20 protein-coding genes and 1 pseudogene are annotated in these 24,341 nt (G+C 64.9%); 8 read left to right on the top strand and 13 right to left on the bottom strand.

What is annotated here, in order from left to right:
* Nucleotides 1-7 precede the first annotated feature (7 nt).
* From G6N08_RS10820 to G6N08_RS10810, 3 genes are read left to right on the top strand one after another with little or no spacing between them, the layout of a single operon-like run.
* A complete protein-coding gene (locus G6N08_RS10820; protein ID WP_163757186.1) occupies nucleotides 8-1,174 on the top strand; it encodes an acyl-CoA dehydrogenase family protein in 1,167 nt (388 codons plus the stop codon).
* Nucleotides 1,174-1,965 carry an enoyl-CoA hydratase family protein gene (locus G6N08_RS10815; RefSeq protein ID WP_163757185.1) on the top strand — a complete coding sequence of 264 codons (792 nt, stop codon included), beginning with the start codon at nucleotides 1,174-1,176 and terminating at the stop codon, nucleotides 1,963-1,965. The genes G6N08_RS10820 and G6N08_RS10815 overlap by 1 nt, the downstream gene beginning before the upstream one ends.
* A 43-nt stretch (nucleotides 1,966-2,008) precedes the next feature.
* Entirely contained in the window at nucleotides 2,009-2,629 is a 621-nt protein-coding gene (locus G6N08_RS10810) for a DUF1707 SHOCT-like domain-containing protein (protein WP_163757184.1), read from the top strand.
* Nucleotides 2,630-2,665: 36 nt separating this feature from the next.
* On the opposite strand, the gene G6N08_RS10805 is transcribed toward G6N08_RS10810, so the two are convergent.
* The 6 genes from G6N08_RS10805 to G6N08_RS10780 all read right to left on the bottom strand — a co-directional run bounded on the left by G6N08_RS10805 (nucleotide 2,666) and on the right by G6N08_RS10780 (nucleotide 10,915).
* Nucleotides 2,666-4,639 (bottom strand): vWA domain-containing protein, encoded by a 1,974-nt coding sequence (locus G6N08_RS10805; protein ID WP_163757183.1) that lies wholly within the window; start codon nucleotides 4,637-4,639, stop codon nucleotides 2,666-2,668.
* Nucleotides 4,632-6,011 (bottom strand): sigma 54-interacting transcriptional regulator, encoded by a 1,380-nt coding sequence (locus tag G6N08_RS10800; protein WP_174813314.1) that lies wholly within the window; start codon nucleotides 6,009-6,011, stop codon nucleotides 4,632-4,634. Before G6N08_RS10800 ends, G6N08_RS10805 begins: the two co-directional genes overlap by 8 nt.
* Nucleotides 6,012-6,288: 277 nt before the next feature.
* Nucleotides 6,289-7,872, bottom strand: a complete 1,584-nt coding sequence (gene purH, locus G6N08_RS10795; RefSeq protein WP_163757179.1) for a bifunctional phosphoribosylaminoimidazolecarboxamide formyltransferase/IMP cyclohydrolase — start codon at nucleotides 7,870-7,872, stop codon at nucleotides 6,289-6,291.
* On the bottom strand, nucleotides 7,869-8,498 hold the full coding sequence (purN, locus tag G6N08_RS10790) for a phosphoribosylglycinamide formyltransferase (RefSeq protein WP_163757177.1): 630 nt from the start codon (nucleotides 8,496-8,498) through the stop codon (nucleotides 7,869-7,871). The genes purH and purN overlap by 4 nt, the downstream gene beginning before the upstream one ends.
* 77 nt (nucleotides 8,499-8,575) lie before the next feature.
* Nucleotides 8,576-9,946 carry a cell division protein PerM gene (locus G6N08_RS10785; protein WP_163760467.1) on the bottom strand — a complete coding sequence of 457 codons (1,371 nt, stop codon included), beginning with the start codon at nucleotides 9,944-9,946 and terminating at the stop codon, nucleotides 8,576-8,578.
* Between the two features lie 48 nt (nucleotides 9,947-9,994).
* Nucleotides 9,995-10,915 carry a DUF5336 domain-containing protein gene (locus G6N08_RS10780; RefSeq protein ID WP_163757175.1) on the bottom strand — a complete coding sequence of 307 codons (921 nt, stop codon included), beginning with the start codon at nucleotides 10,913-10,915 and terminating at the stop codon, nucleotides 9,995-9,997.
* 310 nt (nucleotides 10,916-11,225) lie between these two features.
* Between G6N08_RS10780 and G6N08_RS10775 the strand changes: the two genes are divergently transcribed.
* A complete protein-coding gene (locus G6N08_RS10775; RefSeq protein ID WP_163757173.1) occupies nucleotides 11,226-12,074 on the top strand; it encodes an LLM class F420-dependent oxidoreductase in 849 nt (282 codons plus the stop codon).
* Nucleotides 12,075-12,095: 21 nt separating this feature from the next.
* On the opposite strand, the gene G6N08_RS10770 is transcribed toward G6N08_RS10775, so the two are convergent.
* Genes G6N08_RS10770 through sucC form a run of 3 tightly spaced genes read right to left on the bottom strand, consistent with a single transcriptional unit; the run spans nucleotide 12,096 to nucleotide 15,772 of the window.
* Nucleotides 12,096-13,658: an acetyl-CoA acetyltransferase gene (locus G6N08_RS10770; RefSeq protein WP_163760465.1), complete on the bottom strand. Its 1,563-nt coding sequence runs from the start codon at nucleotides 13,656-13,658 to the stop codon at nucleotides 12,096-12,098.
* 15 nt (nucleotides 13,659-13,673) lie between these two features.
* Entirely contained in the window at nucleotides 13,674-14,576 is a 903-nt protein-coding gene (sucD, locus tag G6N08_RS10765; RefSeq protein ID WP_163757171.1) for a succinate--CoA ligase subunit alpha, read from the bottom strand.
* A gap of 14 nt (nucleotides 14,577-14,590) precedes the next feature.
* Nucleotides 14,591-15,772, bottom strand: a complete 1,182-nt coding sequence (gene sucC / locus G6N08_RS10760; RefSeq protein ID WP_163757168.1) for an ADP-forming succinate--CoA ligase subunit beta — start codon at nucleotides 15,770-15,772, stop codon at nucleotides 14,591-14,593.
* A 316-nt stretch (nucleotides 15,773-16,088) separates the two neighbouring features.
* Between sucC and G6N08_RS10755 the strand changes: the two genes are divergently transcribed.
* Nucleotides 16,089-17,168 (top strand): M23 family metallopeptidase, encoded by a 1,080-nt coding sequence (locus tag G6N08_RS10755; RefSeq protein ID WP_246216736.1) that lies wholly within the window; start codon nucleotides 16,089-16,091, stop codon nucleotides 17,166-17,168.
* 104 nt (nucleotides 17,169-17,272) lie between these two features.
* Complete coding sequence (locus G6N08_RS20730) at nucleotides 17,273-17,869, top strand: hypothetical protein (protein WP_246216735.1); 597 nt, start codon at nucleotides 17,273-17,275, stop codon at nucleotides 17,867-17,869.
* A gap of 21 nt (nucleotides 17,870-17,890) precedes the next feature.
* Here the strand turns inward: G6N08_RS20730 and pcrA are convergent, their stop codons facing one another.
* Complete coding sequence (pcrA, locus tag G6N08_RS10745) at nucleotides 17,891-20,218, bottom strand: DNA helicase PcrA (RefSeq protein WP_163757164.1); 2,328 nt, start codon at nucleotides 20,216-20,218, stop codon at nucleotides 17,891-17,893.
* A 233-nt stretch (nucleotides 20,219-20,451) separates the two neighbouring features.
* Between pcrA and G6N08_RS10740 the strand changes: the two genes are divergently transcribed.
* Together G6N08_RS10740 and pgi are read left to right on the top strand one after the other, a co-directional pair.
* A complete protein-coding gene (locus G6N08_RS10740; protein ID WP_163757162.1) occupies nucleotides 20,452-20,760 on the top strand; it encodes a chorismate mutase in 309 nt (102 codons plus the stop codon).
* 204 nt (nucleotides 20,761-20,964) lie between these two features.
* On the top strand, nucleotides 20,965-22,629 hold the full coding sequence (pgi, locus tag G6N08_RS10735; RefSeq protein ID WP_163757160.1) for a glucose-6-phosphate isomerase: 1,665 nt from the start codon (nucleotides 20,965-20,967) through the stop codon (nucleotides 22,627-22,629).
* Between the two features lie 72 nt (nucleotides 22,630-22,701).
* Here pgi and G6N08_RS10730 read toward each other — a convergent pair whose 3' ends face one another.
* The 3 genes and pseudogenes from G6N08_RS10730 to G6N08_RS21075 form a co-directional block, all read right to left on the bottom strand.
* The gene (locus tag G6N08_RS10730) at nucleotides 22,702-23,451 is read right to left on the bottom strand and encodes an SDR family oxidoreductase (protein ID WP_163757157.1); all 750 of its coding nucleotides are present in this window, start codon (nucleotides 23,449-23,451) and stop codon (nucleotides 22,702-22,704) included.
* A 24-nt stretch (nucleotides 23,452-23,475) separates the two neighbouring features.
* Nucleotides 23,476-23,943: a zinc finger domain-containing protein gene (locus G6N08_RS20725; protein ID WP_246216823.1), complete on the bottom strand. Its 468-nt coding sequence runs from the start codon at nucleotides 23,941-23,943 to the stop codon at nucleotides 23,476-23,478.
* A gap of 153 nt (nucleotides 23,944-24,096) precedes the next feature.
* A pseudogene (locus G6N08_RS21075) lies at nucleotides 24,097-24,339 on the bottom strand (DNA-formamidopyrimidine glycosylase family protein); the annotation flags it as partial.
* Nucleotides 24,340-24,341: the final 2 nt, after the last annotated feature.

The following is a 24,341-nucleotide window of genomic DNA, read 5'->3' as shown; positions in this document are numbered from 1 at the left end:
CAAGGCCTTGACCGAAACCGGTTTTATCGAAAACGACGAGCGCCAGGCGCTGCGCAAGGCAGTCGCTGCGCTGGCTGCCGATTACGGCCCGGAGTATTACCTGGAAAAAGCGCGCGCGCATCAGCACACCGACGAATTATGGCGGGAAGCAGGAAAACTCGGCTTCCTCGGAGTCAACCTTCCAGAGGAGTACGGAGGCGGCGGTGCCGGGATATATGAGCTTGCGCTGGTGATGGAAGAAATGGCCGCGGCGGGATGTGCGCTGCTGATGATGGTGGTGTCACCGGCTATCAACGGCACCATCATCGCCAAGTTCGGCACCGACGATCAGAAGAAACGCTGGCTGCCCGGCATCGCCAATGGCACTCTGACAATGGCGTTTGCGATCACCGAGCCGGACGCCGGCTCCAACTCGCACAAAATCACCACCGCCGCCCGCCGCGAGGGCGGCGACTGGATCCTCTCCGGCCAGAAGGTTTTCATCTCCGGGGTCGACCAAGCTCAGGCAGTGCTGGTAGTGGGCCGCACCGCAGAATCCAAGACCGGCAAGCTGCGTCCGGCGCTGTTCGTAGTGCCCACCGACGCGGCCGGGTTTAGCTATAGCGCCATTGAAATGGAGCTAATCAGTCCTGAAAGGCAATTCGTCGTCTTCCTCGATGATGTGCGACTGCCTGCCGATGCCCTCGTCGGATCCGCGGATGCCGCGATCGCACAACTTTTCGCGGGTCTGAACCCTGAACGCATCATGGGCGCCGCCAGCGCAGTGGGCATGGGACGATTTGCGATCAACAAGGCCGTCGACTACGTCAAGGCTCGCAAGGTGTGGTCGGTGCCGATCGGTGCGCACCAGGGACTCTCGCATCCACTGGCGCAGAACTATATTGAGATCGAACTGGCCAAGCTGATGATGCAGAAAGCCGCGACGCTCTACGACTGCGGCGATGACGTCGGCGCTGCCGAGGCGGCCAACATAGCCAAGTACGCCGCAGGCGAAGCGTCAGCGCGTGCAGTCGACCAAGCTGTGCAGTCGTTGGGCGGCAACGGGTTAACCAAAGAGTACGGTATCGCCGCGGCGTTGGCCGCTTCGCGGCTGTTCAGAATCGCGCCGGTGAGCCGTGAGATGATTCTCAACTTCGTTGCGCAGACCTCACTGGGGCTCCCGCGGTCCTACTGATGCAGACGTTGGTCGAGTACGCGATTGACGGGCCGGTGGCCCGGCTCACGCTCAACTCCCCGCACAACCGCAACGCGCTGTCGAGCGCACTGGTCAGCCAACTTCAGCAGGGCCTGCGAGATGCAGCCACCCACCCAACGGTGCGTGCGGTGGTGCTCGGGCACAGCGGCGGGACATTCTGCGCGGGCGCGGATCTGTCGGAGGCATCAGCCGGTGACCCGTTCGAGATGGCCGCAGCACGGGCCCGGGAACTCACCGCGCTGTTGCGGGCCATCGTCGAATCCCCGCTGCCCGTGATTGGTGCCATCGACGGTCACGTCCGCGCCGGCGGGCTGGGTCTGGTCGGCGCCTGTGACATCGCGATCGCCGGCCCGCGGAGCACCTTCGCGCTGACCGAGGCGCGGATCGGCGTCGCGCCGGCGGTCATCTCGTTGACGCTGTTGCCGAAGATGTCGGCGCGTGCTGCCGCACGCTACTACCTGACCGGAGAGACCTTTGACGCCGCCGAAGCGGCCGCGATCGGGTTGATCACCCTGGCAACCGACGACCTCGAGACGGCGGTGGCGCGACTGCTGGCCGAGGTGCAGCGCGGTTCACCGCAGGGCCTAGCCGCGTCGAAGGCGCTGACCACCGCTGCGATTCTGCACGGGTTCGACCGCGACGCCGAACGGCTCAGTCTCGACTCCGCCCGGCTCTTCGTCTCCGACGAGGCCCGCGAAGGCATGCTAGCGTTCCTGCAGAAACGCCCACCCAGGTGGGCCCAAGCAGGAGGCGGCGAGACAGTTCAGTGAACGGGCCTTGCTGCAGAATGTGTTCGTCGTAGGCTCGGGGGTGATGAGCAAAGAAGCGCAGCGCGAAAAGCAAGACTCGGGCGATAGGGGGTCGCGCGCAGCCGATACCGACCGCATCCAGGTAGCGCAACTGCTCACTGATGCCGCTGCTCAGGGCCGTCTGCAGTTAAGCGAATACGAGGACCGTCTCACCAAAGCCTACGCGGCGACCACCTATGAAGAACTCGACCGCCTGCAGGCGGACCTGCCCGGCGTCACGGTGAGCCCGCGGCGCGGCGGGGTGTGCAAACCGGCGCCGTCCACCTTGCTGCTGGCGATCATGGGCGCCTTCGAGCGACGGGGCCGGTGGAACGTGCCGCACAAGTTGACGACGCTTGCCCTATGGGGTGGCGGGGTGATCGACCTGCGCTATGCCGACTTCACCTCCACCGAAGTGGAGATTCACGCGTATTCGATCATGGGCGGGCAGACGATCCTGCTGCCCCCCGAGATCAACGTCGAGATCCACGGCCATGGTGTGATGGGCGGGTTCGACCACCGCGTGCCGGGCAAAGGCACACCGGGCGCGCCTACGGTCAAGATCCGCGGTTTCTCACTGTGGGGTGACGTCGGCATCAAACGAAAGAAGCGCAAAGCCCGGCGGTCGGCCAGCGATCCACGATAGGCCAAACCGGCCGGTTTCAGCAGCTCAGAGACCCGCCTAACGCCGTCGTCGAGACCGCAGATAGTCGCCAACCACCGCCGCGCCCAGGCCGTCCAGATCGGGCACCACGACGCGGCCCTCCACCCGCCGGGCAACCTGGTCGATGAACCGCGCCAACCCGGGATCGTCGCCGAGCCGGAAAATCGTCACCTGTGCGCCCAGGCGGGCCACGTCGTCGAAGCCGCGCACGGTGTGGGCAATGGTCCGCGGGTGGGGCGGGTAGTCGAAAAACACCGCCGAACCGTCACCGTCGAGATCTTCCAGATGCGCGGTCGGCTCACCGTCAGTGACTACCAGCACGACGGGCTGTGCGTTCGGATGTCGCCTCAGGTGCCGACCCGCCAGCGCCAAGGCGTGGTGCAAATTGGTGCCCTGCTCGTAAACACCCTCCAGAGCCGTCAGCTCGGCAGCGGTCACTGTCCGGGCGTAGCGCCCGAACGCGATAATCTGCAAGGCATCGGAACGAAACCTGGTGGTGACCAGATGGTTGAGCGCCAGCGCTGTTCGCTTCATCGGAAGCCAGCGGTTCTCCATCACCATCGAAAATGACGTATCGACCAACAACGCGACCGCGGCTTGGGTGCGCGTCTCGGTCTCGGAAACCTCGACGTCGTCCACGGCTATCCGGATCGGACCGTCGGCGGTTCTGGTGCCCGCCTGACGCAACACCGCGTTCGTGAGTGTCCGGCTGACGTTCCACGGCTCGGTGTCGCCGAACTGCCAGGGCCTGGTAGCACCCGTCAGCTCCCCTGCAGCCCCTGCCCTCCGGTGGTCGCGCTCACCACGACGCCCGGAAAGCTGTCGCGCCACATCACGTAATGCCGTCTCACCCAGCCTGCGCATCGCCTTAGGTGAGAGACGCCACTGGCCGTCGGAACTGCGATCCAAAAAACCCTGGTTGATAAGGGCGCGCTCTAATTCGGCGAGCGTTTGCGCGTCGATAGCAGCCTGGTCACCGAGCTGGCGCGCTAGCGCATCGAGGTCCACATCGTCCATCGTCGCGCCCGGGTAGCTCTGTGAGAGCTGCTCGGCCAGCTGCTCCAGCTCGGCGATGTCGGCCAGCACCTGCGCGCCCTCGCCCATGCCCAGCGGGTTGTCGCCGGAGAACTGCTCGCTGCCGTACCAGTCTTCACCCGGGCGGGCCGCCTGCAGGTGTGCGTCCAGCCGATTCAATGCCTGCATCAAAGCTGGAGATCCAAATGCCTGCTGTGCCAATGCATCCAGTTCTGCCCGCTGCTCCGCGCTCAAACTGTTGCGGAATCGCTGCGCAGCGGCGGCGCGCTTGGCTAGCGAATCGAGCAACTCCTCGACGTTGCGCGGGTTTTCGGGAAAGAATTCCCCGTGCTTCCTCATGAAGTCGTCAAAGTCCTGTTGCGTGTCTTCGCCGCGGGCGTGCTTATCCAATAGGTCGTTGAGATCGTCGAGCATCTCGGTGACACGGCGGCGGTCCTCGTCGGTGGCGTTCTCCAACGCCTGCTTCATACCCGCAAACCGTTGGTCGAGCATCTCCCGGCCCAGCAGATCTTTGATCTGCCCGTACTTTTCACGAGCCTCGCTGCTGCGCCAGTTGTAGTCGGAAAGTTCTTGGACCGCCTTGGCCGGCGACGGGGACAGCGAATCCAGCTGGAGCTCGGCAAAGCGCGCGTCGTCGTCGAGCGCGCGGGCCAGTTCTTTGCGTTCCGCCAGCACAGCCTCGTCAAGCAACCGTTTGATCTCTTGCAGGGTGCCGTCTAAGTTGTTGCGGCGCAGCAGTTCCCGTCGGCGCCGGTTTGCCTCGGCCGCCAGCCGGTCAGCGCCGGTCATGTTTTTGGTGCCGCGGCGCAGCAGCTCCGACAATGCCCGGCGCGGCGAGGTGCCGGCCATGACATCCTGGCCGATCTGCTCCAGCGCCTCGCGCAAGTCCACCGGAGGAGCCAGGGGGTCGGGCCCGCCGGTGTACGCCGAGTATCGCGTGGAGCGGCCTTTAGCCATAAACTGTTTCGCCTTCCCCCGAGACTTTGTCGATACGCTTGGCGAGATATAGCGCTTCCAGCGCCAGTTCCAGGGCAGCGGCGCGTTCCCCGTCGGATTCGGCCGCCAGCTTTTTCGCGATCGTGTCGACCACCGAAAGTCCGGGTAATGCGGCGAGCACGTCCTTAGCCGACACCCGCTCGCCCGTCGTCACCGCCGAACCGCTCTCGACCGCGGCCACCAGCGGGCCGACATCAATGCCGCTGAGCAGGTTGGACGCGGTGTCGGCGGTGGCGCGCCGCAACAGGTGTTCCAGCACGGCGTGTTCGCGGCCCTCCTCACCGGACTCGAACTCCAGCTTGCCGCGCAAAACGTCGATTACCGTGCCCAGGTCGACCACCCGGGCCACCGGGTCAGTCTCCCCCAGTACCGCGCCGCGATGCCGCGCGGCCGCCGCGACGGTCTCCGCGGCCGCGATCGCGAACCGTGCCGACACCCCCGATCGCTGATCGATCGACCGGGACTCCCGCAGGTATCGGGCAAAGCGCGCGATGATCTGGATGATGTGGTCGGGTACCTGCGCGCTCAGATGCGCCTCTTGGGTGATCACGCCCATCTCCGCCTCCAGCTCCAGCGGGTAGTGTGTGCGGATCTCGGCGCCGAATCGGTCCTTGAGCGGCGTGATGATGCGGCCCCGGTTGGTGTAGTCCTCCGGGTTGGCACTGGCCACCACCAGCACGTCCAACGGCAGCCGCAGCGTATACCCGCGAACCTGGATATCGCGCTCCTCCATCACGTTGAGCATCGAGACCTGGATTCGCTCGGCCAGATCGGGTAGCTCGTTGACCGCGACAATGCCGCGATGCGCGCGCGGGATGAGCCCGTAGGCGATGGTCTCGGGGTCCCCCAGGCTCCGGCCCTCGGCCACCTTGACGGGGTCGACATCACCGACCAGATCGGCCACGCTGGTGTCCGGTGTGGCCAGCTTCTCGGTATAGCGCTCGCTGCGATGCCTCCATGCCACCGGCAGGTCGTCGCCGAGCTCTGCGGCTCTCCGGATCGACTCCGGAGTGATCGGCGAAAAGGGGTGCTCACCGAGCTCGGCGCCGGCGATCACCGGGGTCCACTCATCGAGCAGGCCCACCAGTGCGCGCAACAGCCGGGTCTTGCCCTGGCCGCGTTCGCCGAGCAACACGATGTCATGCCCGGCGATCAGCGCCCGCTCCAGCTGGGGTAACACGGTGTCATCGAAGCCCAGGATGCCGGGCCAGATCTCGTCACCTTCAGCCAGCGCGGTCAACAGGTTCTCCCGGATTTCCTGTTTGACCCCTCGTTCACGGTGGCCGGCGGCCCGCAGTTCTCCGACTGTGCGGGGCAGATCGTTCGGTGAAATCACCACTCCACGCTACGACGGCCTGCGGATGCGCGTCATGTCGTCACGGCGAAAGCCGCCGTAGACGTCGTCGACGTTTCCCGGCGGGTCCGGGTGTCTAGCCGATACCATCGCTCATTGATCAGGGTCAACGTGCACCGACCGCTTCCTGGACACCGGTCCGGCACTGGCGGGCCCGCCCGGCTTACCGGTGACCCAGATTGCCGATACGGTGCAGCCCGCGGCGCATTATCTCCACAGAGTCAGCGCCGACTGCCCCTTTTTCGCCACTGAGCGCCTAGTGCGCAAAGTGGCGGGCGCCGGTAAGGTACAACGTCACGCCGGCTGTGGCGGCCGCAGCGGTCACTTCCTCGTCGCGGACCGAACCGCCCGGGTGCACGACCGCAGTCACACCGGCGGCGGCTAGCGTCTCCAGCCCGTCCGGAAATGGGAAGAACGCGTCGGAGGCGGCCACGGCGCCGCGGACCCGTTCACCAGCGCGCTCGACGGCCAGTCTGGCGGCGTCGACCCGGTTCACCTGGCCCATGCCGATGCCCACGGTGGCGCCACCGACGGCGATCACGATCGCATTGGATTTGACTGCGCGGCAGGTCCGCCACGCAAACACCAAGTCTGCCAACGTCACCGGATCGGCCGGCGACCCGGTCGCCAGCGTCCAGTTAGCGGGGTCATCGCCGGGCGCATCGAGCCCGTCGCGTTGCTGCATCAGCAGCCCCCCACTGATCTGACGCAACTCGGTGCCACGCCTGTCCGGCTCAGCAGCCACCAGCACGCGGATGTTCTTCTTGCGTGCCAGTACATCGACGGCGCCGGGTGCATACGCAGGCGCGACGATCACTTCGGTGAAGATCGTGTTCACGTATTCGGCCATTTCGAGGCTGACTTCGGTGTTGGCCGCGATCACTCCCCCGAAGGCGCTCACCGGGTCGCATGCATGCGCCTTGCGGTGCGCGTCGGCGACCGAGTGCGGCGAGATCGCCACGCCGCACGGATTCGCGTGCTTGACGACCGCCACGCATATCTGTTCGTGGTCGAATACCGCCCGCCAGGCTGCATCCGCGTCAACAAAGTTGTTGTAGGACATCTCTTTTCCGTGCAGCTGATCAGCCTGGGCCAGGCCCGGCCAGGCACGGGCACTGCTGTAGAGAGCCGCCTGCTGATGGGGGTTCTCGCCGTAGCGGAGCAGCGCTGAGCGCCGCCAAGCTCCGGCGAACCATTGCGGCAACGCGAGTTGCGACCGTTCAGCCGCCAGTGCGGACTCCATCCAGCTCGCGACGGCGATGTCGTACTCGGCGGTGTGCCGAAACGCGAGTGCTGCCAACCGCTTACGCTCAGCTAGCGTGAATCCTCCGCTGCGCAGCGCAGCAAGCACACCGTCATAATCCTGAGGGTCAGTGATCACCGCGACGCTGGGATAATTCTTCGCGGCCGCGCGCACCATGGCCGGTCCCCCGATATCGATCTGCTCGACGCACTCGTCTATGCCGGCACCGGAATCCACGGTCTTGCTGAATGGATACAGGTTGACCACCACGAGGTCAAATGGCGCAATCCCGAGCTGCTCGAGAGCCGCGACGTGCTCGGCCTTGCGCAGGTCGGCCAGCAGCGCTGCATGCACGCGTGGGTGCAGCGTCTTGACCCGGCCGTCGAGGATCTCGGGAAAACCCGTCAGATCCTCTACTGGCACCACTGAAATACCATTGCTAACAAGCGTTTTCGCTGTCGATCCGGTCGAGACGATATTAACGCCGGCAACCTGCAGGCCCTGAGCGAGCTCGACGACTCCGGTTTTGTCGAACACGCTGAGCAATGCGCGGCGGATTGGCCGGCGTGACACATCCGGTCCGTCGTGGATGCTCATCCTATGCTCACCTTTCGTCCGTTCCAGGTCACGCCGCGGGTGGCGACGGCGGCCACCACATCGACTAATAGTCGTCGCTCCACAACTTTGATGCGCTCGTGGAGGGTCTCTTCGTCGTCATCGTCGAGCACCGGAACGGGTTGTTGCGCCAGGATCGGTCCGGTATCGGTGCCGGCATCGACCAAATGCACCGTACAGCCGGTAATTTTGACACCGTACGCCAGTGCGTCTGCGACCCCGTGGGTTCCGGGAAACGCCGGCAGTAGCGCCGGATGAGTGTTGATGATGCGGCCGGGAAAACGAGAAAGAAATTTCGGCCCAAGGATTCTCATGAATCCTGCTGACACGACCAGGTCGGGCGAACACGCTGCGGTCGCCTGGGTGATGGCGGCGTCCCAGGAGTCACGGTCGGGATAGTCGGACAGCCGCACGATGAAGGTGGGCAGCGAAGATTCTTTGGCGAACTCGGCGGCGCCGCAATCGCGATCCACGCCGACGGCAACAACCCGGGCCGGGTAGTCACCGGTGCCGGCCTCAACGAGTGATCGGAGCAGCGAACCGGTGCCCGATGCCAATACCACCAGCCGGGCCGGTGCAGTCGGGGGTACTCGGATGGGTTGCTGCACACAGCGAGCCTAGCGGCTTCCCTTCAGGGACCATACGGGACGCGGGTCCCCGGCCGCCCGGGGAAAAGCGCTGATGATCAAGCCGAGTCCGGCGGCTGGTCTGCGGCGGACTCGGGTAGCGGCGGGTCGTCGCACACGGCTTTGGCGCCGGCGTCGTTGTGCTGCCCGGCGGCCGCGTCCGATCCGAGCGCGCCGGGAGAAGCATCACCGGGCGGCACCCCGTTGTCCGGTTCAACGGCGGGCCCGGTGGACGAAATCGGTTCGCCGGCCAGCCCCGTAAACGGCTGCGAGATGGCCGTCGCCTTTGGGGGCTTGGCGTGACGCTGAATTCCCCCGGCCATCACGACCGTGATCCAGCCGATGATCGCGAACCAGAGGAACACCGCCACGCCGAAGGTTCGTTGATCCACACCCACATCACCGAAGTTGCCCAGCCGCCCGCCCGCCGCGCTGCCCAGTAACGTCATCATCAGTCCCGCGATAACCGCAGCCGCCAGGAGCTTGGCCATCGCCTCAAGCAGCGGCAGGGCGCGTCGCGCGCATTGCTGACCCACCGCCACACCCGACGATGCACCGATGATCAGCAGGGCGACCCACACCGGAGCCAACGGCGGCCTCGGGGCCGCGGCCAAGATCGGCAGCGCCGGGATGTCGCCACCGAACACGATGAACGAACTGAACGTCGCAAAACCCAGATGCGCGCTGGACCCTACCGCCACCGCGGCGGTGCCGACGATCACGTTCGGCGCATACAGCACCGACAGCACGGTCAGGCTGAACTGGCCGAACACCGAGTCGGTGATCGCATACAGCTCATGCATCGTCGCCCAGTGCACAACCAGGGAGCCCGCTGTCACCAGACCGGACAGCCCTAACAACGCCAGCACACCCGCCGCCGCCGCCCGCAGCGACTCCCCGAGCCAGCCAGGCAGTGGCGAGACTGACAGAATTCGCTGACCCATTCGCGAGCCCACGCCGATCGCGGCGCCGATGGCATGGACCAGCAGCACACTGAGGAACGCCCGCAACGCGTTCGGTGTCTGCAATTCGGTGAGCACCGAGGCGGCGTCGTGGATAACCGCCAGCGCGAGGGCTGCAATGAGCAGTGGCCCGCCCAGCGCCGAGGCGACGACCCAGCGAACGACGAGCCAGGACGTACTGGCAGAGACCGTCTGGGCTGTGGTGCGCGCGGTGCCCCAGATCAGCAGCAACACCGGCAGCAGCGGCATCACACCCAGCTGCCGGCCGCCGATCGAGATCGGCACGTCGTGCACACCGAGCCACATGCTGGCGATCGCGCCCGGAGCGCCGGTCATGTCACTGTTGGCGATCAACAGCTGCAACAGAGTGACCGGGGCGATAACGAGTAGCGCCATCAACGCCGGGCCGAACGCAACCCTGAGCAAGTCGCGCGCCTGGCGTGCGCTCCCTGCCCGGTTGTCCTCCACTTCTGCCACTCTTGGCGCTTGCGGCTGGCTAGGCGCGAGAGCGCCCGGTTATGAGCGTTGTTGCCCCGATTGTGACGAGGGCGACTTTTGCTGTCCTTGGCCGTATTGCTGCTGGGCGTGCGACTGCTGACCCTGACTGGCGCCACCGTGGTTCGCGGAGTTGCCCGGTCCCTGAGAACCCGCACTCGACGGTGGCGGGCTGAAACTGGGAAAACCGGTCGGTGGAGTGGGGGGGCCCTGCTGCGGGCCCTGCTGAGAACCTTGTTGTGGTCCCTGCTGGGCGCCGGACTGCGCGCCGAGTGCGCTGAATCCGCCCGTCGAAGGCGCCGAATAACCGCCGTACTGCGATCCGTAACCGGATTGCTGAGGCGCCTGCTGCTGGTAGGGGCCGAGCTGCTGGCCGTAATACCCGCTCGGCGACGGGCCGTACTGACCGTATTGCGCGTATTGTCCGTACGCGTCGTATCGGGGCCGCGGCGCAGGCGGAGTGACGACACCCGCGTCCAGCAAAAGTGCAAGGGTGGCAGCAGCCGCCTGGACGACGGAGCAAGCCAGCAAAAGCCACAACGCCCAGCCGATCGACCAGCCGCTGGGAGTGTTGACCGTCTGCGCGATCACCAACAAGGCGCCCAGCACCGCGACCGCCGCGACTATCGCCGAGTAGTTTTTGGCCTTGGGCAGCACACTGGCCGCCGCCAACAACGCTGCCAACAGGGCTGCAACGACAGCCATGAGAATGCCGGCCGTCGAGACGTCACCGGCAACTGGTCCCATTTCAGAATTGATGCTATAGATCGGGCCGAAAAACGCGAGGTAACCGCCCAACCCGAGTGCCACCACCGCGATGGTCAAGTACAACGGCAACTTGCTCGCACTGCTATCGGACTTCGCGAATGACGGGGTCGACCCTGCGTAGGTGCCCGGTGACTGGGTGGGCGGATATCCGGGGGTGCCGGGCGAGTAGGTCATGGCCTCTCCTGTGCTGTTGGGCGTCACAACTGCGACGCTGTCTACCCAGGCGCCGCTCCCCGCGACGCTACGTCAGGCGGCTTCCAAGTCATTCGGCACGCGCGGGCGTGGCGACGCGATCGATCCTCCACGCTAGCGCACGCTCCGGTAGGGACGGTGGGGCACTCGGGCGTGTCACGCGGCTGGCCCGGCGCGTCCCGGAAACGCGCCCGGCGACGTTGAGCATCAACACGCACCTGCGAACGGGCGGGGTCGTCGGCAGTATTCCGGCCGCTTGCCGCGAAGGGTAGAACACGTTCTAATTCTCGGCATGGATTACGGGCTTGTGCTGTTCACCAGCGATCGCGGTATCACCCCGGCGGCGGCTGCCAAGCTGGCCGACGACCACGGCTTCCGCACGTTCTACGTGCCCGAACACACTCACATACCGGTTCGACGTGAGGCTGCGCACCCCACGACGGGTGATGCGTCGCTGCCCGATGACCGCTACCTGCGCACCCTGGATCCCTGGGTGAGTCTGGGCACGGCGTGCGCGGTCACCTCACGAGTGCGGCTGGGCACCGCGGTGGCGCTGCCGGTCGAGCATGATCCCATCACACTTGCGAAATCTATTGCCACTCTCGACCATTTATCGGGAGGGCGGGTCAGCCTGGGCGTCGGTTTCGGCTGGAATACCGACGAGCTCGCCGACCACGGCGTGCCGCCCGGGCGTCGCCGCACGATGCTGCGTGAATATCTGGAGGCGATGCGGGCGCTCTGGACGCAGGAGGAAGCCGCCTACCACGGCGAGTTCGTCCACTTCGGTCCCAGCTGGGCCTGGCCCAAACCGGTGCAGCAGCCCATTCCGGTACTGGTCGGAGCTGCGGGCACGGAAAAAAACTTCAGGTGGATCGCACGCAGCGCCGACGGCTGGATCACCACCCCACGCGATGTCGACATCGATACACCCGTGAAGCTGTTGCAGGATATTTGGGCAGCCGCGGACCGCGCGGGAGCCCCGCAGATCGTCGCGCTGGAATTCAAACCGGTAGCCGAAAAGCTTGCGCACTGGGCCGAGCTCGGCGTGACCGAAGTGCTGTTCGGGTTGCCGGATCGACCCGACGACGAAGTCGCCGCCTACGTGGAAAGGCTGGCCGGCAAACTGGCTGCGGCGTTCTAGGACGAGCCGGCGACACCGCGCCTACAGAAAGCAGCGGTTGCCGTAGTCGAATGCGCGCACCGACACCGGATGCCCCAGGGGATCACCGTCGGTGAGCAGCGCTATCAACTCGGCATCCTCGGTGCTGGCCAAAAACCGGCTGGCGTCGGCGTCGCGGCGCCCGACGATGATCCCGGTCAGCCGGCCGGCGTCGCGGCGAACCGTGTAGGTCTCTATAGTGGCCAAGCCGTCGGCACGCTTGCTCAGCGGCGCGGTGGGCCCGGCATCGATCTGCTTCTGCAATTCGGCGCTGCGATCCGGCTTCCATTCCACCGGGGTCGTCGAATAGACACCGACCGAATACTTGCTCATGATGCCGCCATTAGCGCCGACAAGCCCGAATTGCCCTGGAGCGCTTCGCATTCGGATAACCGTCTCAGCGACTGCGTGCATTGAGTAGTTGTTGCCCGCGCCGCCGAAAAACGGCAGCCCCCCGGTCAGGGTCAGCCCGCGCGGGTCATCGGGGGCTATGCCCATCCCGTCACAAATGTTGAATACCGCCACCGGAAAGCAGCTGTACAGGTCGAAAGTGGCGATGTCGTCAACCCCGATGCCGGCTACCGCCAATGCCTCGCGCACGGCCATCACCGCTGAGGGCGCGTGCCCAAGATCGGGTCGATCCAACAGGCTCTGTTCCCGCAAGTCAGCATGACCATGGAGGTACACCCAGTTCTCTACCGGCACGCCGAGCCGCCGCGCGGCTTCTCTCGACATCAGCAGCGCGGCCGCGCCCTGGTTCACCTGATCGCGCGCGACCAGCAGCCGCGGGTACGGTTCGGCGATCATGCGGTTGCTGTCGGTGATGGTGATCAGTTCTTCGACGCTGCGTTCTACCGGGGACGCGGCAAACGGATTGCCGGCAGCGACCGTGGTGAACGGCGCAAACAGCTCACCCATTGTCCGCAGGTACTCGGCGGGGCCGAGCCCGGTGCTGGCGCGCCGGGCGTTCTCCAGCAAACCGTATTGGGTCGGGGCATCCACCAGGCCGTGAATGACCGTGTAGGGGTCGATGAATTCCTCCAGACCGTGACCGCGGTCTTCCAGCTGGCCGTCAACGGTTTCGGTGAAGTCCGGGGGATTGTCGCGGGTGGCGAAGTAGCGGGTGGTCGAGGTGGCGTCCGAGCCGAAGATCAGCACGACGTCGGCGCGGCCCGCCACTATGTCGGCGGCCAGCTCATTGATCAAGTGTTGCGGGCCCTGACCTCCGACGGTCTCGAGAATCGCCCGGGCGGGGTCGGCAGCGATGCGCTGCGCCACCGATCGGGGGTAGTTGTTGGACCTGCCCAGCGGCGCACGGGCATGCGGCCCGGAGATTTCGAATTGCCGCACACCCGCGACCGTGTCGATCGCCGCGGCCACGCCGTCGGGGTCGGCGCCGCAATCTTCCAAGGCCGCCCGCGAAGCTGCGGCGGCCAGGTCGACCGCGGACATGCCTCGGTAGTAGGGGTCGTCGATACGCTCTGCGGCCTGCCCGACCCCGACCACGACCGGTGTGCGTGGGTCGAGGTCACGGGCACCGCTCCGGCTCACCGCTTCGCCCTGCATCGTCACCGGCGCGGCTTACATGCTCTGCAGGATCTTGCGAGCCAGGGCCGCGGTCTCCGACGGGGTTTTGCCGACCTGCACACCGGCCGCCTCCAGGGCTTCTTTCTTAGCGGCGGCGGTACCCGTTGAGCCGGAGACGATCGCCCCCGCGTGGCCCATTGTCTTGCCCTCCGGAGCGGTGAATCCGGCCACATATCCCACAACCGGCTTGGAGACGTTGGCCTTGATGTAGTCGGCCGCGCGCTCTTCGGCATCGCCGCCGATCTCACCGATCAGCACAATGATCGTGGTTTCGGGATCCTTCTCGAATGCTTCGATAGCGTCGATGTGGGTAGTGCCGATCACCGGATCGCCGCCGATACCGATCGCAGTCGAAAAGCCGAGGTCACGGAGCTCAAACATCATCTGGTAGGTCAATGTGCCGGATTTGGACACCAGACCGATGGGACCCGGTCCGGTGATGTTGGCTGGGGTGATACCGGCCAGCGACTGACCCGGGGAGATGATGCCGGGGCAGTTGGGCCCGATGATCCGGGTCTTGTTGCCCCGCTCGAGGTTGTAGGCCCACGCGAACGCGGTGTCCTGCACCGGGATCCCCTCGGTGATCACCACCAACAGTGGAATTGCGGCGTCGATGGCTTCGATGATGGCGTCTTTGGCGAACCTGGGCGGCACGAAGACGACCGAGACGTCGGCGCCGGTTTTCTCGATCGCCTCCGCGACCCCACCGAACACCGGCAGCTTGATCATCCTGCCGCCCCTGTCCTCATGCGTGACGGTGGTCCCGGCTTTGCGCGCGTTCACTCCGCCCACGATCTGGGTGCCCGCCTTCAACATCCGGGCGGTGTGGATAGTGGCCTCGCTGCCGGTGATGCCCTGGACGATGACTCGGGAATCCTTCGTCAGAAAAATCGTCATACCCAGAAGTCCTTTCAGGCGCTGGCCAGCTCGGCGGCCTTATCAGCGGCTTCGTCCATGGTCGGTACCAGCGTGACAAGGGGATGGTTTGCCTCCTGCAGGATCCGGCGGCCTTCCTCGACGTTGTTGCCGTCCAAACGCACCACCAACGGCTTGGTGGCCGCATCGCCAAGCATCCGCAGCGCGGTGACGATACCGGTAGCCACCGCGTCACAGGCGGTGATGCCGCCGAAAACGTTGACGAAGACGACCTTGACCTGCTGATCGCTGAGAACGACGTCGAGTCCTGCCGCCATCACCTCCGCGGACGCGCCGCCGCCGATGTCGAGGAAGTTAGCCGGTTTGACTCCGCCGTACTTCTCGCCGGCATATGCGGCGACGTCCAGAGTCGACATCACCAACCCGGCGCCGTTGCCGATGATGCCGATCTGCCCATCCAGCTTGACGTAGTTGAGGTGGTGTTCCTTGGCCTTGAGCTCCAACGGATCGGTGGCGTCGCGGTCCTCGAACTGGGCGTGCTCAGGGTGGCGGAAACCGGCGTTGGCGTCCAGGGTGATCTTGGCGTCCAGCGCCAGAATCTGGCCTGGGTCGTCGTTCCCGCGCGGCGGTGTGCGCACCAGCGGGTTGACCTCCACCAGGGTGGCATCCTCGGCGACGAAAAGCTCCCATAGCTTGGCGATGGTGACCGCCGCGGCGTCCAGGACTTCGCCCGGCAGGTGGCCCTGCTCGGCGATAGAGCGGGCGAACGCGTGGTCGACACCGTGGACCGCGCTCACCGGAACCCTGGCCAGCCGTTCCGGTTTGGTCGCGGCGACCTCTTCGATGTCCATGCCGCCCTCCACCGAGCACATGGCTAAGTAGCTGCGGTTGGCCCGGTCGAGCAGGAAAGAGATGTAGTACTCCTCAGCAATGTCACTGGCTTCGGAGACCAGCAATTTCTTGACGATATGTCCTTTGATGTCCAGGCCGAGGATGTTCTTGGCGTGCTGGTAGGCGTCGTGCGGGGTGGCCGCGTATTTGACTCCGCCCGCTTTTCCGCGTCCACCGGTTTTCACCTGTGCCTTGACCATGACGGGACGTCCGATTTCCTCAGCGATCGCTTTGGCGCCCTCGGCACTGTCGGTCACCCGTCCAGGTGTGGTGGGCACCTTGTGCTTGGCGAACAATTCCTTGGCCTGGTATTCGAAAAGATCCATCAGCTCACTGTCTTATGTCGGTGTGCACCTGGGCGGCGCCGAAGTGGGCAACCCGCCCGCAGGAACTTTATCCAGCCGGTCGAACGCTTCCACCGCCGCATCCGCCGATGTGGCCCATCTCACCCACAGCGGCTCAGGCGTTTGCAAGCCACCGACCGGCCGCACCTGCCGCCGGGCACAGCGTGCACCGTTGCGGCACGTGATCCAGGTCACAATCTGGCCCGGTTTGTTCACTTGGGTTGCCAGTGCCTGCTCAATGCGGTTAACGTCTCCTGGTCCAGATAACGTTATGGTCACGACCCGAGGACATTCCAGGTTGAGCCAGCACCGTTATATCCGGTCTTGTGCGGACACCTCGCGCGAAGACCGCGACTGCTGGCAACACCTCGACCCCAATGAAGTCACCGACATCATTCCGTTCAACGAGTTCGGTGCCCTCGAAGACCTCGACTTCAGCCTCGGTACTGCCTTTGACACCGAGGCGCAGGTATTACGCGCACCCGAGCTGGACGATCTGCACGACATTGACGACCAGGCCCCGCTGCGGTTAGCACCTCCCAGCGGTCTTCGGGCAGTTCCCGACACCGAGCCGACCGCAGATGCGCCCATCGAGCGGTGCGCCGACCCGTACCCCTACCATCTGCATGAGCGCTGGTATGTCGTGGAGCCCACCACCGAGCCGTGGCGCGGCGGCCAGCACCGGAGGCAGACGGCCGGCGCTGCCAAGAGCCGTATGCTGATTACCGCGATGGCCGCGGGTGCTGCGGCCGCGGCGGCGCATTCGGCCACACATCATCCCCATACCACCAAGGCCGAGACCGTGCTGGCTGCCGATGCCAGCGGACTGCATGGCGGCACCGTCACCACCTCGCCGCGGGGTATGCAGATGATCACCGTCAAACCGGCGGCGAATATCGCGGTCCATAACCAGGAGCTTGTTAAGGGTGTGGCTTTCGCCCAGGAGCGGGCCCAGCGCGAGGCCCGACTGCAGCAGCCCTTGTACGTGATGCCGACAAAGGGCATCTTCACGTCGGGTTTTGGATACCGCTGGGGTGTGCTGCACGCCGGTATCGATATTGCCAATTCGATCGGCACCCCGATCGTCGCGGTGTCCGACGGTGTCGTCATCGACGCCGGCCCCACCGCCGGGTACGGAATGTGGGTCAAACTGCGCCACGCCGACGGAACCGTGACCTTGTACGGTCACGTCAACACGACGACAGTGCACGTCGGTCAGCGCGTGATGGCGGGCGATCGGATCGCCACAATGGGTAATCGCGGCAATTCGACTGGCCCGCACCTGCATTTCGAGGTGCTGCTCAACGGCACCGACCGAATCGACCCGGTGCCGTGGCTGGCTAAACGCGGCCTCAGCGTCGGCAACTTCGCCGGTTAATCTAGTAGCAGAACCGAATGGGTCTCGGCGACCACCCGCGTGGCACCCGGTGTCATCGGGGAGTCCCGGAACAATGCCGGAACAACAATTGAGAAAGGCCTGAGGTGACGACACCACCCGACGACACCCCCGAAAGGCCTGAGGCGCCGCCGCATGACGAAACCCGTACCCGCATTATCCGGCGTGCGCCGACCACACCCCTGCCACCGGTCACGAACGTCGAAAGCAGTCATGTTCCCCCGAGACCACCGGACTGGGAAAGAGCTGCTGCGCCAAGGCATGTCAGCGCACGGCCAGGGCCGGCGAACCCGTGGAACACCGAGGTCGCAGAACCGGCTCCAAGAACGGTCGTCGCCGCCTGCGCCGTCAGCATGATCAGCGGGTGGGCGACCGCTGTGGTCGCCACCGATCTGATCGCGGGCTGGTGGCGAACGGACCGGCTGTTTTGCATGGCGGTGGGATTTCTTGCCCTCGTTTTCGCCACCGCCACAGTCACGGGGGTGATCACACTGCTGCAGCGCCGGGCCCTTGGCCGCTATCTTCTGCTGGCCGGCGCCGTGGTCGCTTTTCTGACCTACCTCGGCATATTCATCGCCGGCGCGCGGGTCGCATGGGTCGTGCACCTCGTTCCGGTGCTGCCGATCGCCACTGTGGTGCTGGTAGTGCTTCCGGAAACCAAGCGCTGGCTCGGGGTGGACTGAGCGTCCCGCACCCGAAGACATTCACAGCTTGGTGAGCGGGGCGTGGTTGTGCATCAGCTTCACCCGTCCCGAGCTACCGAAGTCGATCAGTGACATCGCCGATTCGCCGGTACCGGAGACCTCCTCCACCCGGCCTAATCCGTATTTATCGTGCGATACCCGGTCACCGGGTTGCAGCACCAGCAGCGGGCGCTTCTGTCGTGCACCCTGAACAGGCGACGGGCGCGCGGCACCGAACCGACCGGTGCCGCTCACCGGGGCACTGAACGCCGGCGCCGGGTCGCTGCGTCGCCAGTCGATGAGTTCCTGCGGGATTTCCCGCAAAAACCGCGACTCCGGATTCAGCATCGGCTGTCCCCACGAAGACCGGACTTTGGCGCGACTCACGTACAGCCGTTGACGCGCCCGGGTGATGCCAACGTAGGCCAGCCGCCGTTCCTCGGACAGTTGGCTGGGGTCGTCCAGCGCCCGCATATGGGGGAACATCCCATCCTCCCAGCCCGTCACGAACACCACCGGGAACTCCAACCCCTTGGCGGTGTGCAACGTCATCAGCGTAACCACACCGTCACTGTGTTCGGGGATGTCGTCAGCGTCAGAGATCAGCGATACTTGTTCCAAGAATGCCGCCAGCGCACCGGTGTCCGGCACATCCTTGTCGTCCGGGGTTGTCGAAGACTCGCCAACAGCAGCGGCGTTAATCCGGTCGGTGCTGAATTCATGTGCAACACTGACGAGTTCATTGAGGTTGTCCAGCCTGGCCAAGTCTTGGGGATCAGTGGAATCCGCCAACTCTACGCGGTATCCCGTGCGGTCCAGCACCCCCTCAACCAACTCGCCGACGTCATCACCAGTGCGGCCTCGCAAATCGTCGAGCAACTCGACAAAACCTGCAATCGCTTTGACTGACCGGCTATTCAGCATCGGCACCTTCCCATCAGCCGCGGCGACAAGCGCGTCGGCAAAGCTGACGCCGGTGTTTTCGGCATACACCGCCACGGCGGCTTCCGCCCGATCACCGATACCGCGACGCGGCGTATTGAGAATGCGCCGCATGCTGACGGAATCACCGGGGTTGTCCAATACTCGCAAGTAGGCGATGATGTCGCGAATCTCCTTGCGCTCGTAAAAGCGAACCCCTCCAACGACTTTGTACGGAATCCCTGCCCGGATGAACACCTCTTCCAGCGACCGCGATGCGTTATTGGTGCGGTAGAACACGGCCACATCGTCGTAGGTGATATCACCGCGCTCGACCAGCGCATCGATCTCTTCGGCGACGAATCGCGCCTCGTCATGCTCGTTCTCGGCGACGTAGCCGACGATCAGCTCCCCCGCACCGGCATCGGTCCATAGCCGCTTGTCACGGCGGCCGGAATTGCGGGCGATCACCGAGTTAGCGGCGGACAGAATGTTTTGCGTCGAGCGGTAATTCTGTTCCAGCAGAATGGTCGTGGCGTCAGGGTAATCACGTTCGAAGTCTTCGATGTTGCGGATCGTGGCCCCGCGGAATGCATAGATCGACTGGTCGGCGTCGCCGACAACGCATAACTCCCCGGGCGGAACGTCATCGGCGGCGTCGCGCCCGACCAGTTCCCGCACTAATACGTATTGAGCGTGGTTGGTGTCCTGATATTCGTCAACTAATATGTGCCGAAACCGCCGCCGGTAGTGCTGGGCGATTTGCGGGAAGCTCTGCAATATCCCCACGGTCTCACCGATAAGGTCATCGAAGTCCAATGCGTTGGCCGCCCGCAGACGGCGCTGGTATTCGCCGTAGACCTCGGCAACGGTGCGGGCAAAATCATCGGCACGATCGGAGGCGTTGGCCACCGCCTTTTCCGGGTCGATCACCTCATTCTTCAAGTTCGAGATGGCATGGGCCAACAGCCGCGGCGAGTACCGCTTGATGTCGAGCCCTATGTCGCGAACGATCATCTGCAGCAGGCGGCGTGAGTCGTCGGCGTCGTAAATCGAAAAGTTGGAGTTGAGGCCGGGTATCAGCGATGCGTGGTTGCGCAGGATTCGCGCGCACATGGAGTGGAAGGTCGACACCCACAGGGAACGGCCGGCTCGGGCTCCGATGAGCTGCACCACCCGGTCACGCATTTCGGCGGCGGCCTTATTGGTGAAGGTGATCGCCAAAATCTGGCTTACCTCGACACTGCGTGCGGCGATCAAGTAGGCGATCCGCCGCGTCAGCACTGCCGTCTTACCCGAACCGGCGCCCGCAACGATCAGCAGCGGCGAGCCCTGGTGCAAGACCGCCTGGCGCTGTTGCGGGTTGAGGCCGTCCAGGAGTCGATCCGCGTCCTGGACGGGTTGCGCATCCGTCACTCGCACACCCATGTCGGTCCCAACTTACCGCCGCTCGGTGACTGGTTTTGCGCTGGCGCGTCCCTTAGTGGCACACTCAGTTCGTGCTCACTGTGCAGTGTCGTCGGCAACTCTTGGCCCGCGCGTCACATCGCCGATTTTTCTACGGGTACCGGCCAGCGGTGCCCGTGGCCTAGCTGCTTTGCAGAGCCCCGTGGTCCGCTTCCGGATGCGGGGCTCGTCTCTTGTGTGAGGCCCGAGACCGGATGAGACCAGAACCCCCACACAACGAGAACGCGGAGTCAGCGGAGATGGACATCGAAACCCGGCAGCTTCCCGATATCGAGGAGCTGCGCCAAGAAATCGACCGCTTAGATGCCGAGATCCTGGCTGCCGTCAAACGGCGCACCGAGGTGTCCCGGGCGATCGGCAAAGCCCGGATGGCCTCCGGCGGTACCCGGCTGGTGCACAGCCGCGAAATGAAAGTCATCGAGCGTTACAGCGAGCTGGGGCCCGAGGGTAAAGACCTGGCAATACTGCTGCTGCGGATGGGACGTGGCCGGCTCGGTCACTAGCCATACACGTGTCGCCTGTGTCGTCTGGAAACGCGGCTCTCGCCCGGGGTTGGTTGCGCTGACGGCAACCAGGCAGGTCGGGCCGACACCGCGTGAACCGCAGGCCAGCGCGGTCGCCGCTGGTGACGATCGTGGCGCTTTCCGCCGCCGGGTCCGTCCCCGGCCAACCAGGCCCGCGTCGTCGCCGGACTATGGTCGAAACGTATGACGGTTGTTCAACAAATTCCTGACATTACTGCCACCCCGGCGTGGAACGCGTTGCGTCGGCACCATGACGAGATCGGGCAAACACATCTGCGCCAGTTCTTCGCCGACGATCCCAACCGTGGACGCGAGTTCACCGTCACAGTCGGCGACCTCTACATCGACTACAGCAAACACCGTATTACGCGTGAGACGATCGGCCTGCTGGTTGACCTGGCCCGCACGGCGGGCCTGGAACAGCGTCGCGACGAGATGTTCGCCGGCGCACATATCAACACCTCGGAGGACCGCGCGGTGCTGCACACCGCGCTGCGGCTGCCGCGCAACGCTGAACTGAGCGTAGACGGGCAGAACGTCGTCGAGGACGTGCACACAGTGCTGGACGCAATGGGGGATTTCACCGACCGGCTCCGCAGCGGGGAGTGGACCGGGGCCAGCGGGAAGCCGATCACCACGGTGGTCAACATCGGTATCGGCGGTTCGGACCTCGGCCCCGTGATGGTGTACCAAGCACTGCGCCACTACGTCGACGCCGGTATCTCGGCGCGGTTCGTCTCCAACGTGGATCCCGCCGACCTGACCGCGAAACTAGCCGACTTAGACCCAGCCACAACGCTTTTCATCGTGTCATCCAAGACGTTTTCCACCCTGGAGACGCTGACCAACGCCACCGCAGCCCGACGTTGGCTGACCAGCGCGCTGGGGGACGCGGCGGTTTCCAAACATTTCGTCGCCGTCTCTACCAACAAGCGCTCGGTGCAGGAATTCGGTATCGACACCGCCAACATGTTCGGCTTCTGGGACTGGGTCGGCGGCCGGTATTCAGTGGACTCGGCGATCGGGTTGTCGGTGATGGCGGCGATCGGCCGGGAGGCTTTTGCCGATTTCCTGTCCGGGTTCCACATCGTCGACCAACACTTCAAGACCGCGCCGCTGGAGTCCAACGCGCCGGTACTGCTCGGCTTGATCGGGCTGTGGTATTCGAATTTCTTCGGGGCGCAATCGCGGGCGGTGTTGCCGTACGCCAATGACCTGGCGCGGTTTCCGGCCTACCTGCAGCAGCTGACAATGGAATCCAACGGCAAGTCGACACGGGCCGACGGCACGCCCGTGACTACCGATACCGGTGAAATCTTCTGGGGCGAGCCGGGAACCAACGGCCAGCATGCCTTCTATCAGTTGCTCCATCAAGGCACGCGGTTGGTGCCGGCCGATTTCATCGGTTTCACCGAGCCGCTCGATGATTTGCCCACCGCGGACGGCACCGGCAGCATGCATGACTTATTGATGAGCAACTTTTTCGCCCAAACGCAGGTGCTGGCGTTCGGCAAGACCGCCGAGGAGATTGCCGCCGAGGGGACGCCCGCTGCAGTGGTGCCGCACAAGGTGATGCCAGGCAACCGGCCGACCACCTCTATTCTGGCCACCCGCCTCACCCCCTCGGTGCTGGGCCAGCTGATCGCCTTGTATGAGCACCAGGTGTTCACCGAAGGCGTGGTGTGGGGTATCGACTCATTCGACCAGTGGGGTGTGGAGCTGGGCAAGACACAAGCCAAGGCGCTGTATCCGGTAATCAGCGGCGACACCCCACCGCATCCGCAGCCGGACAGCTCAACCGACGCGCTGGTGCGCCGCTACCGCTCCGGGCGCGGCCGCGCCGGCTGATTCGTGCGCCGAGCGTGCACTTACGGCGAAAAAATCGCCCAATTTTCGCCGTAGCTACACGTTCGGCGACGCTTAGGCAAATCGTTTGGTCAGCGGCGGCGGCAGCAGCCGCATCAGCTGAACTAATGGCGCCCAGGGCCACCACGGCACCGCCGCTCGCCCGGGCTCACGTTCGATGGCGTTGACAATGGCGCGCACACCGGTTTCGTTGTCCACCAAAAACAGGGTGGACGCGGCTCGCGCCGTCATCTCCGATTCGATATAGCCCGGCTCGATCACCGAGATCGTGATCGGCCCTCTCGGGTACTCGGCGCGCAACGATTCGCCCAGCGAACGCACCCCGGCCTTGCTGGCGGCGTAGGCCGCCTTCACACCCGGGACACCTTTGGCGCCGAGCACAGACGAGATGAGGACCAGATGCCCGCAACCGGCCTTTTTGAACATCTCCAAGGCCGTCTCGATTTGCACCAGCGCGGCCACCAGGTTGGTCTCGATGGTCGCCTTGTTCGCCCAGAGCTTGCCCGAGCCCAACGGTGCACCCTTGCCGATGCCGGCGTTGACGATGATGCGGTCGATTCCGCCGAGCTCGTCGCTCAACTCGGCGAAAACCTTTGGCACCTGCTCGTGATCGTTGACGTCCAGCGCGGCGACTGCGATCTTGATATTAGGATATTGTTGCGAAAGCTCGGTTTTCAGCGCACCGAGACGGTCGATGCGACGGGCGCACAAGGCGAGGTCGCGGCCTTTGCCGGCGAACTGGCGGGCCATCCCGGCGCCTAAGCCAGAACTCGCGCCGGTGATGAGGATCTTCTGGCGGGTCACCTGCGCAGCATAACTACTGCCGGTTTACTTCAAGAGCCGCGACATTCGCCGATCCGCCAGCACTTTGCCGCCGGTCTGGCAGCACGGGCAGTACTGGAAGGACTTGTCGGCGAACGACACCTCCCGCACGATGTCACCGCATACCGGACACGGCAGGCCGGTGCGTCCGTGCACTCGAAGTCCGGAGCGCTTTTCTCCCTTGAGCATCGCCGCTTTTTGACCCACCGAGCGGGTCACCGCATCGGTGAGGACCGACACCATTGCGTCGTGTAGCGCGGTCAGCTGCAAGTCGGTGAGCTTACCGGCAGTGGCGAACGGCGAGATCCTGGCCGCGTGCAAAATCTCGTCGCTGTAGGCGTTGCCGATACCGGCGATCACCGTCTGGTCGGTGAGGACGGTCTTGATCCGACCGGTGTTCCCGGTGAGCCGCGCGCCCAAGTCGTCAACGCTGAGATCCAGCGCATCCGGGCCAAGCGCGCCGATGCCGGGCACCGTGGCGGGGTCATCGACTAGCCACACCGCCAGCCGTTTCTGGGTGCCGGCTTCGGTCAGGTCGAATCCGGGCCCGGTGCCGGGGGTGCCCAGATGGACCCGCAACGCGGTCGGCCCTTTGCCCGGGCGCAGCGGCGCAGCGGACAATCGCTGCGACCAGCGCAGCCACCCGGCCCGGGACAGGTGGGCGATCAAAACCAGCTCCCCCGCCCGCAGACCCAGGTATTTACCCCACCGGTCGGCGCCAGTAACGGTTCGACCGTGCAGCGCATCGATCGGGGGCTCGACGGTCTTGAGCACCGAGAAGGCGGCCACGTCGACGCGGCCGATCGTCATGCCGACAGCGTGGCAGCGCAGGTGATGGGCCAGCGCTTCGACCTCAGGAAGTTCGGGCACGG

Origin of the sequence: Mycobacterium botniense (assembly GCF_010723305.1) — a bacterium.
Lineage (GTDB): Bacteria > Actinomycetota > Actinomycetes > Mycobacteriales > Mycobacteriaceae > Mycobacterium > Mycobacterium botniense.
Note: the sequence above shows the minus strand (reverse complement) of the source record. Positions and strands in the feature narration are given on the sequence as shown.

What these genes read in the sequence shown, in the direction of transcription:
- sucD (WP_163757171.1), bottom strand. Translation starts at nt 14,576, where the DNA reads ATGACGATTTTTCTGACGAAGGATTCCCGAGTCATCGTCCAGGGCATC.
- G6N08_RS10810 (WP_163757184.1), top strand. Translation starts at nt 2,009, where the DNA reads ATGAGCAAAGAAGCGCAGCGCGAAAAGCAAGACTCGGGCGATAGGGGG.
- sucC (WP_163757168.1), bottom strand. Translation starts at nt 15,772, where the DNA reads ATGGATCTTTTCGAATACCAGGCCAAGGAATTGTTCGCCAAGCACAAG.
- G6N08_RS10805 (WP_163757183.1), bottom strand. Translation starts at nt 4,639, where the DNA reads ATGGCTAAAGGCCGCTCCACGCGATACTCGGCGTACACCGGCGGGCCC.
- pgi (WP_163757160.1), top strand. Translation starts at nt 20,965, where the DNA reads ATGACGGTTGTTCAACAAATTCCTGACATTACTGCCACCCCGGCGTGG.
- pcrA (WP_163757164.1), bottom strand. Translation starts at nt 20,218, where the DNA reads ATGGGTGTGCGAGTGACGGATGCGCAACCCGTCCAGGACGCGGATCGA.
- purH (WP_163757179.1), bottom strand. Translation starts at nt 7,872, where the DNA reads ATGAGCATCCACGACGGACCGGATGTGTCACGCCGGCCAATCCGCCGC.
- G6N08_RS10815 (WP_163757185.1), top strand. Translation starts at nt 1,174, where the DNA reads ATGCAGACGTTGGTCGAGTACGCGATTGACGGGCCGGTGGCCCGGCTC.
- G6N08_RS10780 (WP_163757175.1), bottom strand. Translation starts at nt 10,915, where the DNA reads ATGACCTACTCGCCCGGCACCCCCGGATATCCGCCCACCCAGTCACCG.
- G6N08_RS10775 (WP_163757173.1), top strand. Translation starts at nt 11,226, where the DNA reads ATGGATTACGGGCTTGTGCTGTTCACCAGCGATCGCGGTATCACCCCG.
- G6N08_RS10740 (WP_163757162.1), top strand. Translation starts at nt 20,452, where the DNA reads ATGAGACCAGAACCCCCACACAACGAGAACGCGGAGTCAGCGGAGATG.
- G6N08_RS10770 (WP_163760465.1), bottom strand. Translation starts at nt 13,658, where the DNA reads ATGCAGGGCGAAGCGGTGAGCCGGAGCGGTGCCCGTGACCTCGACCCA.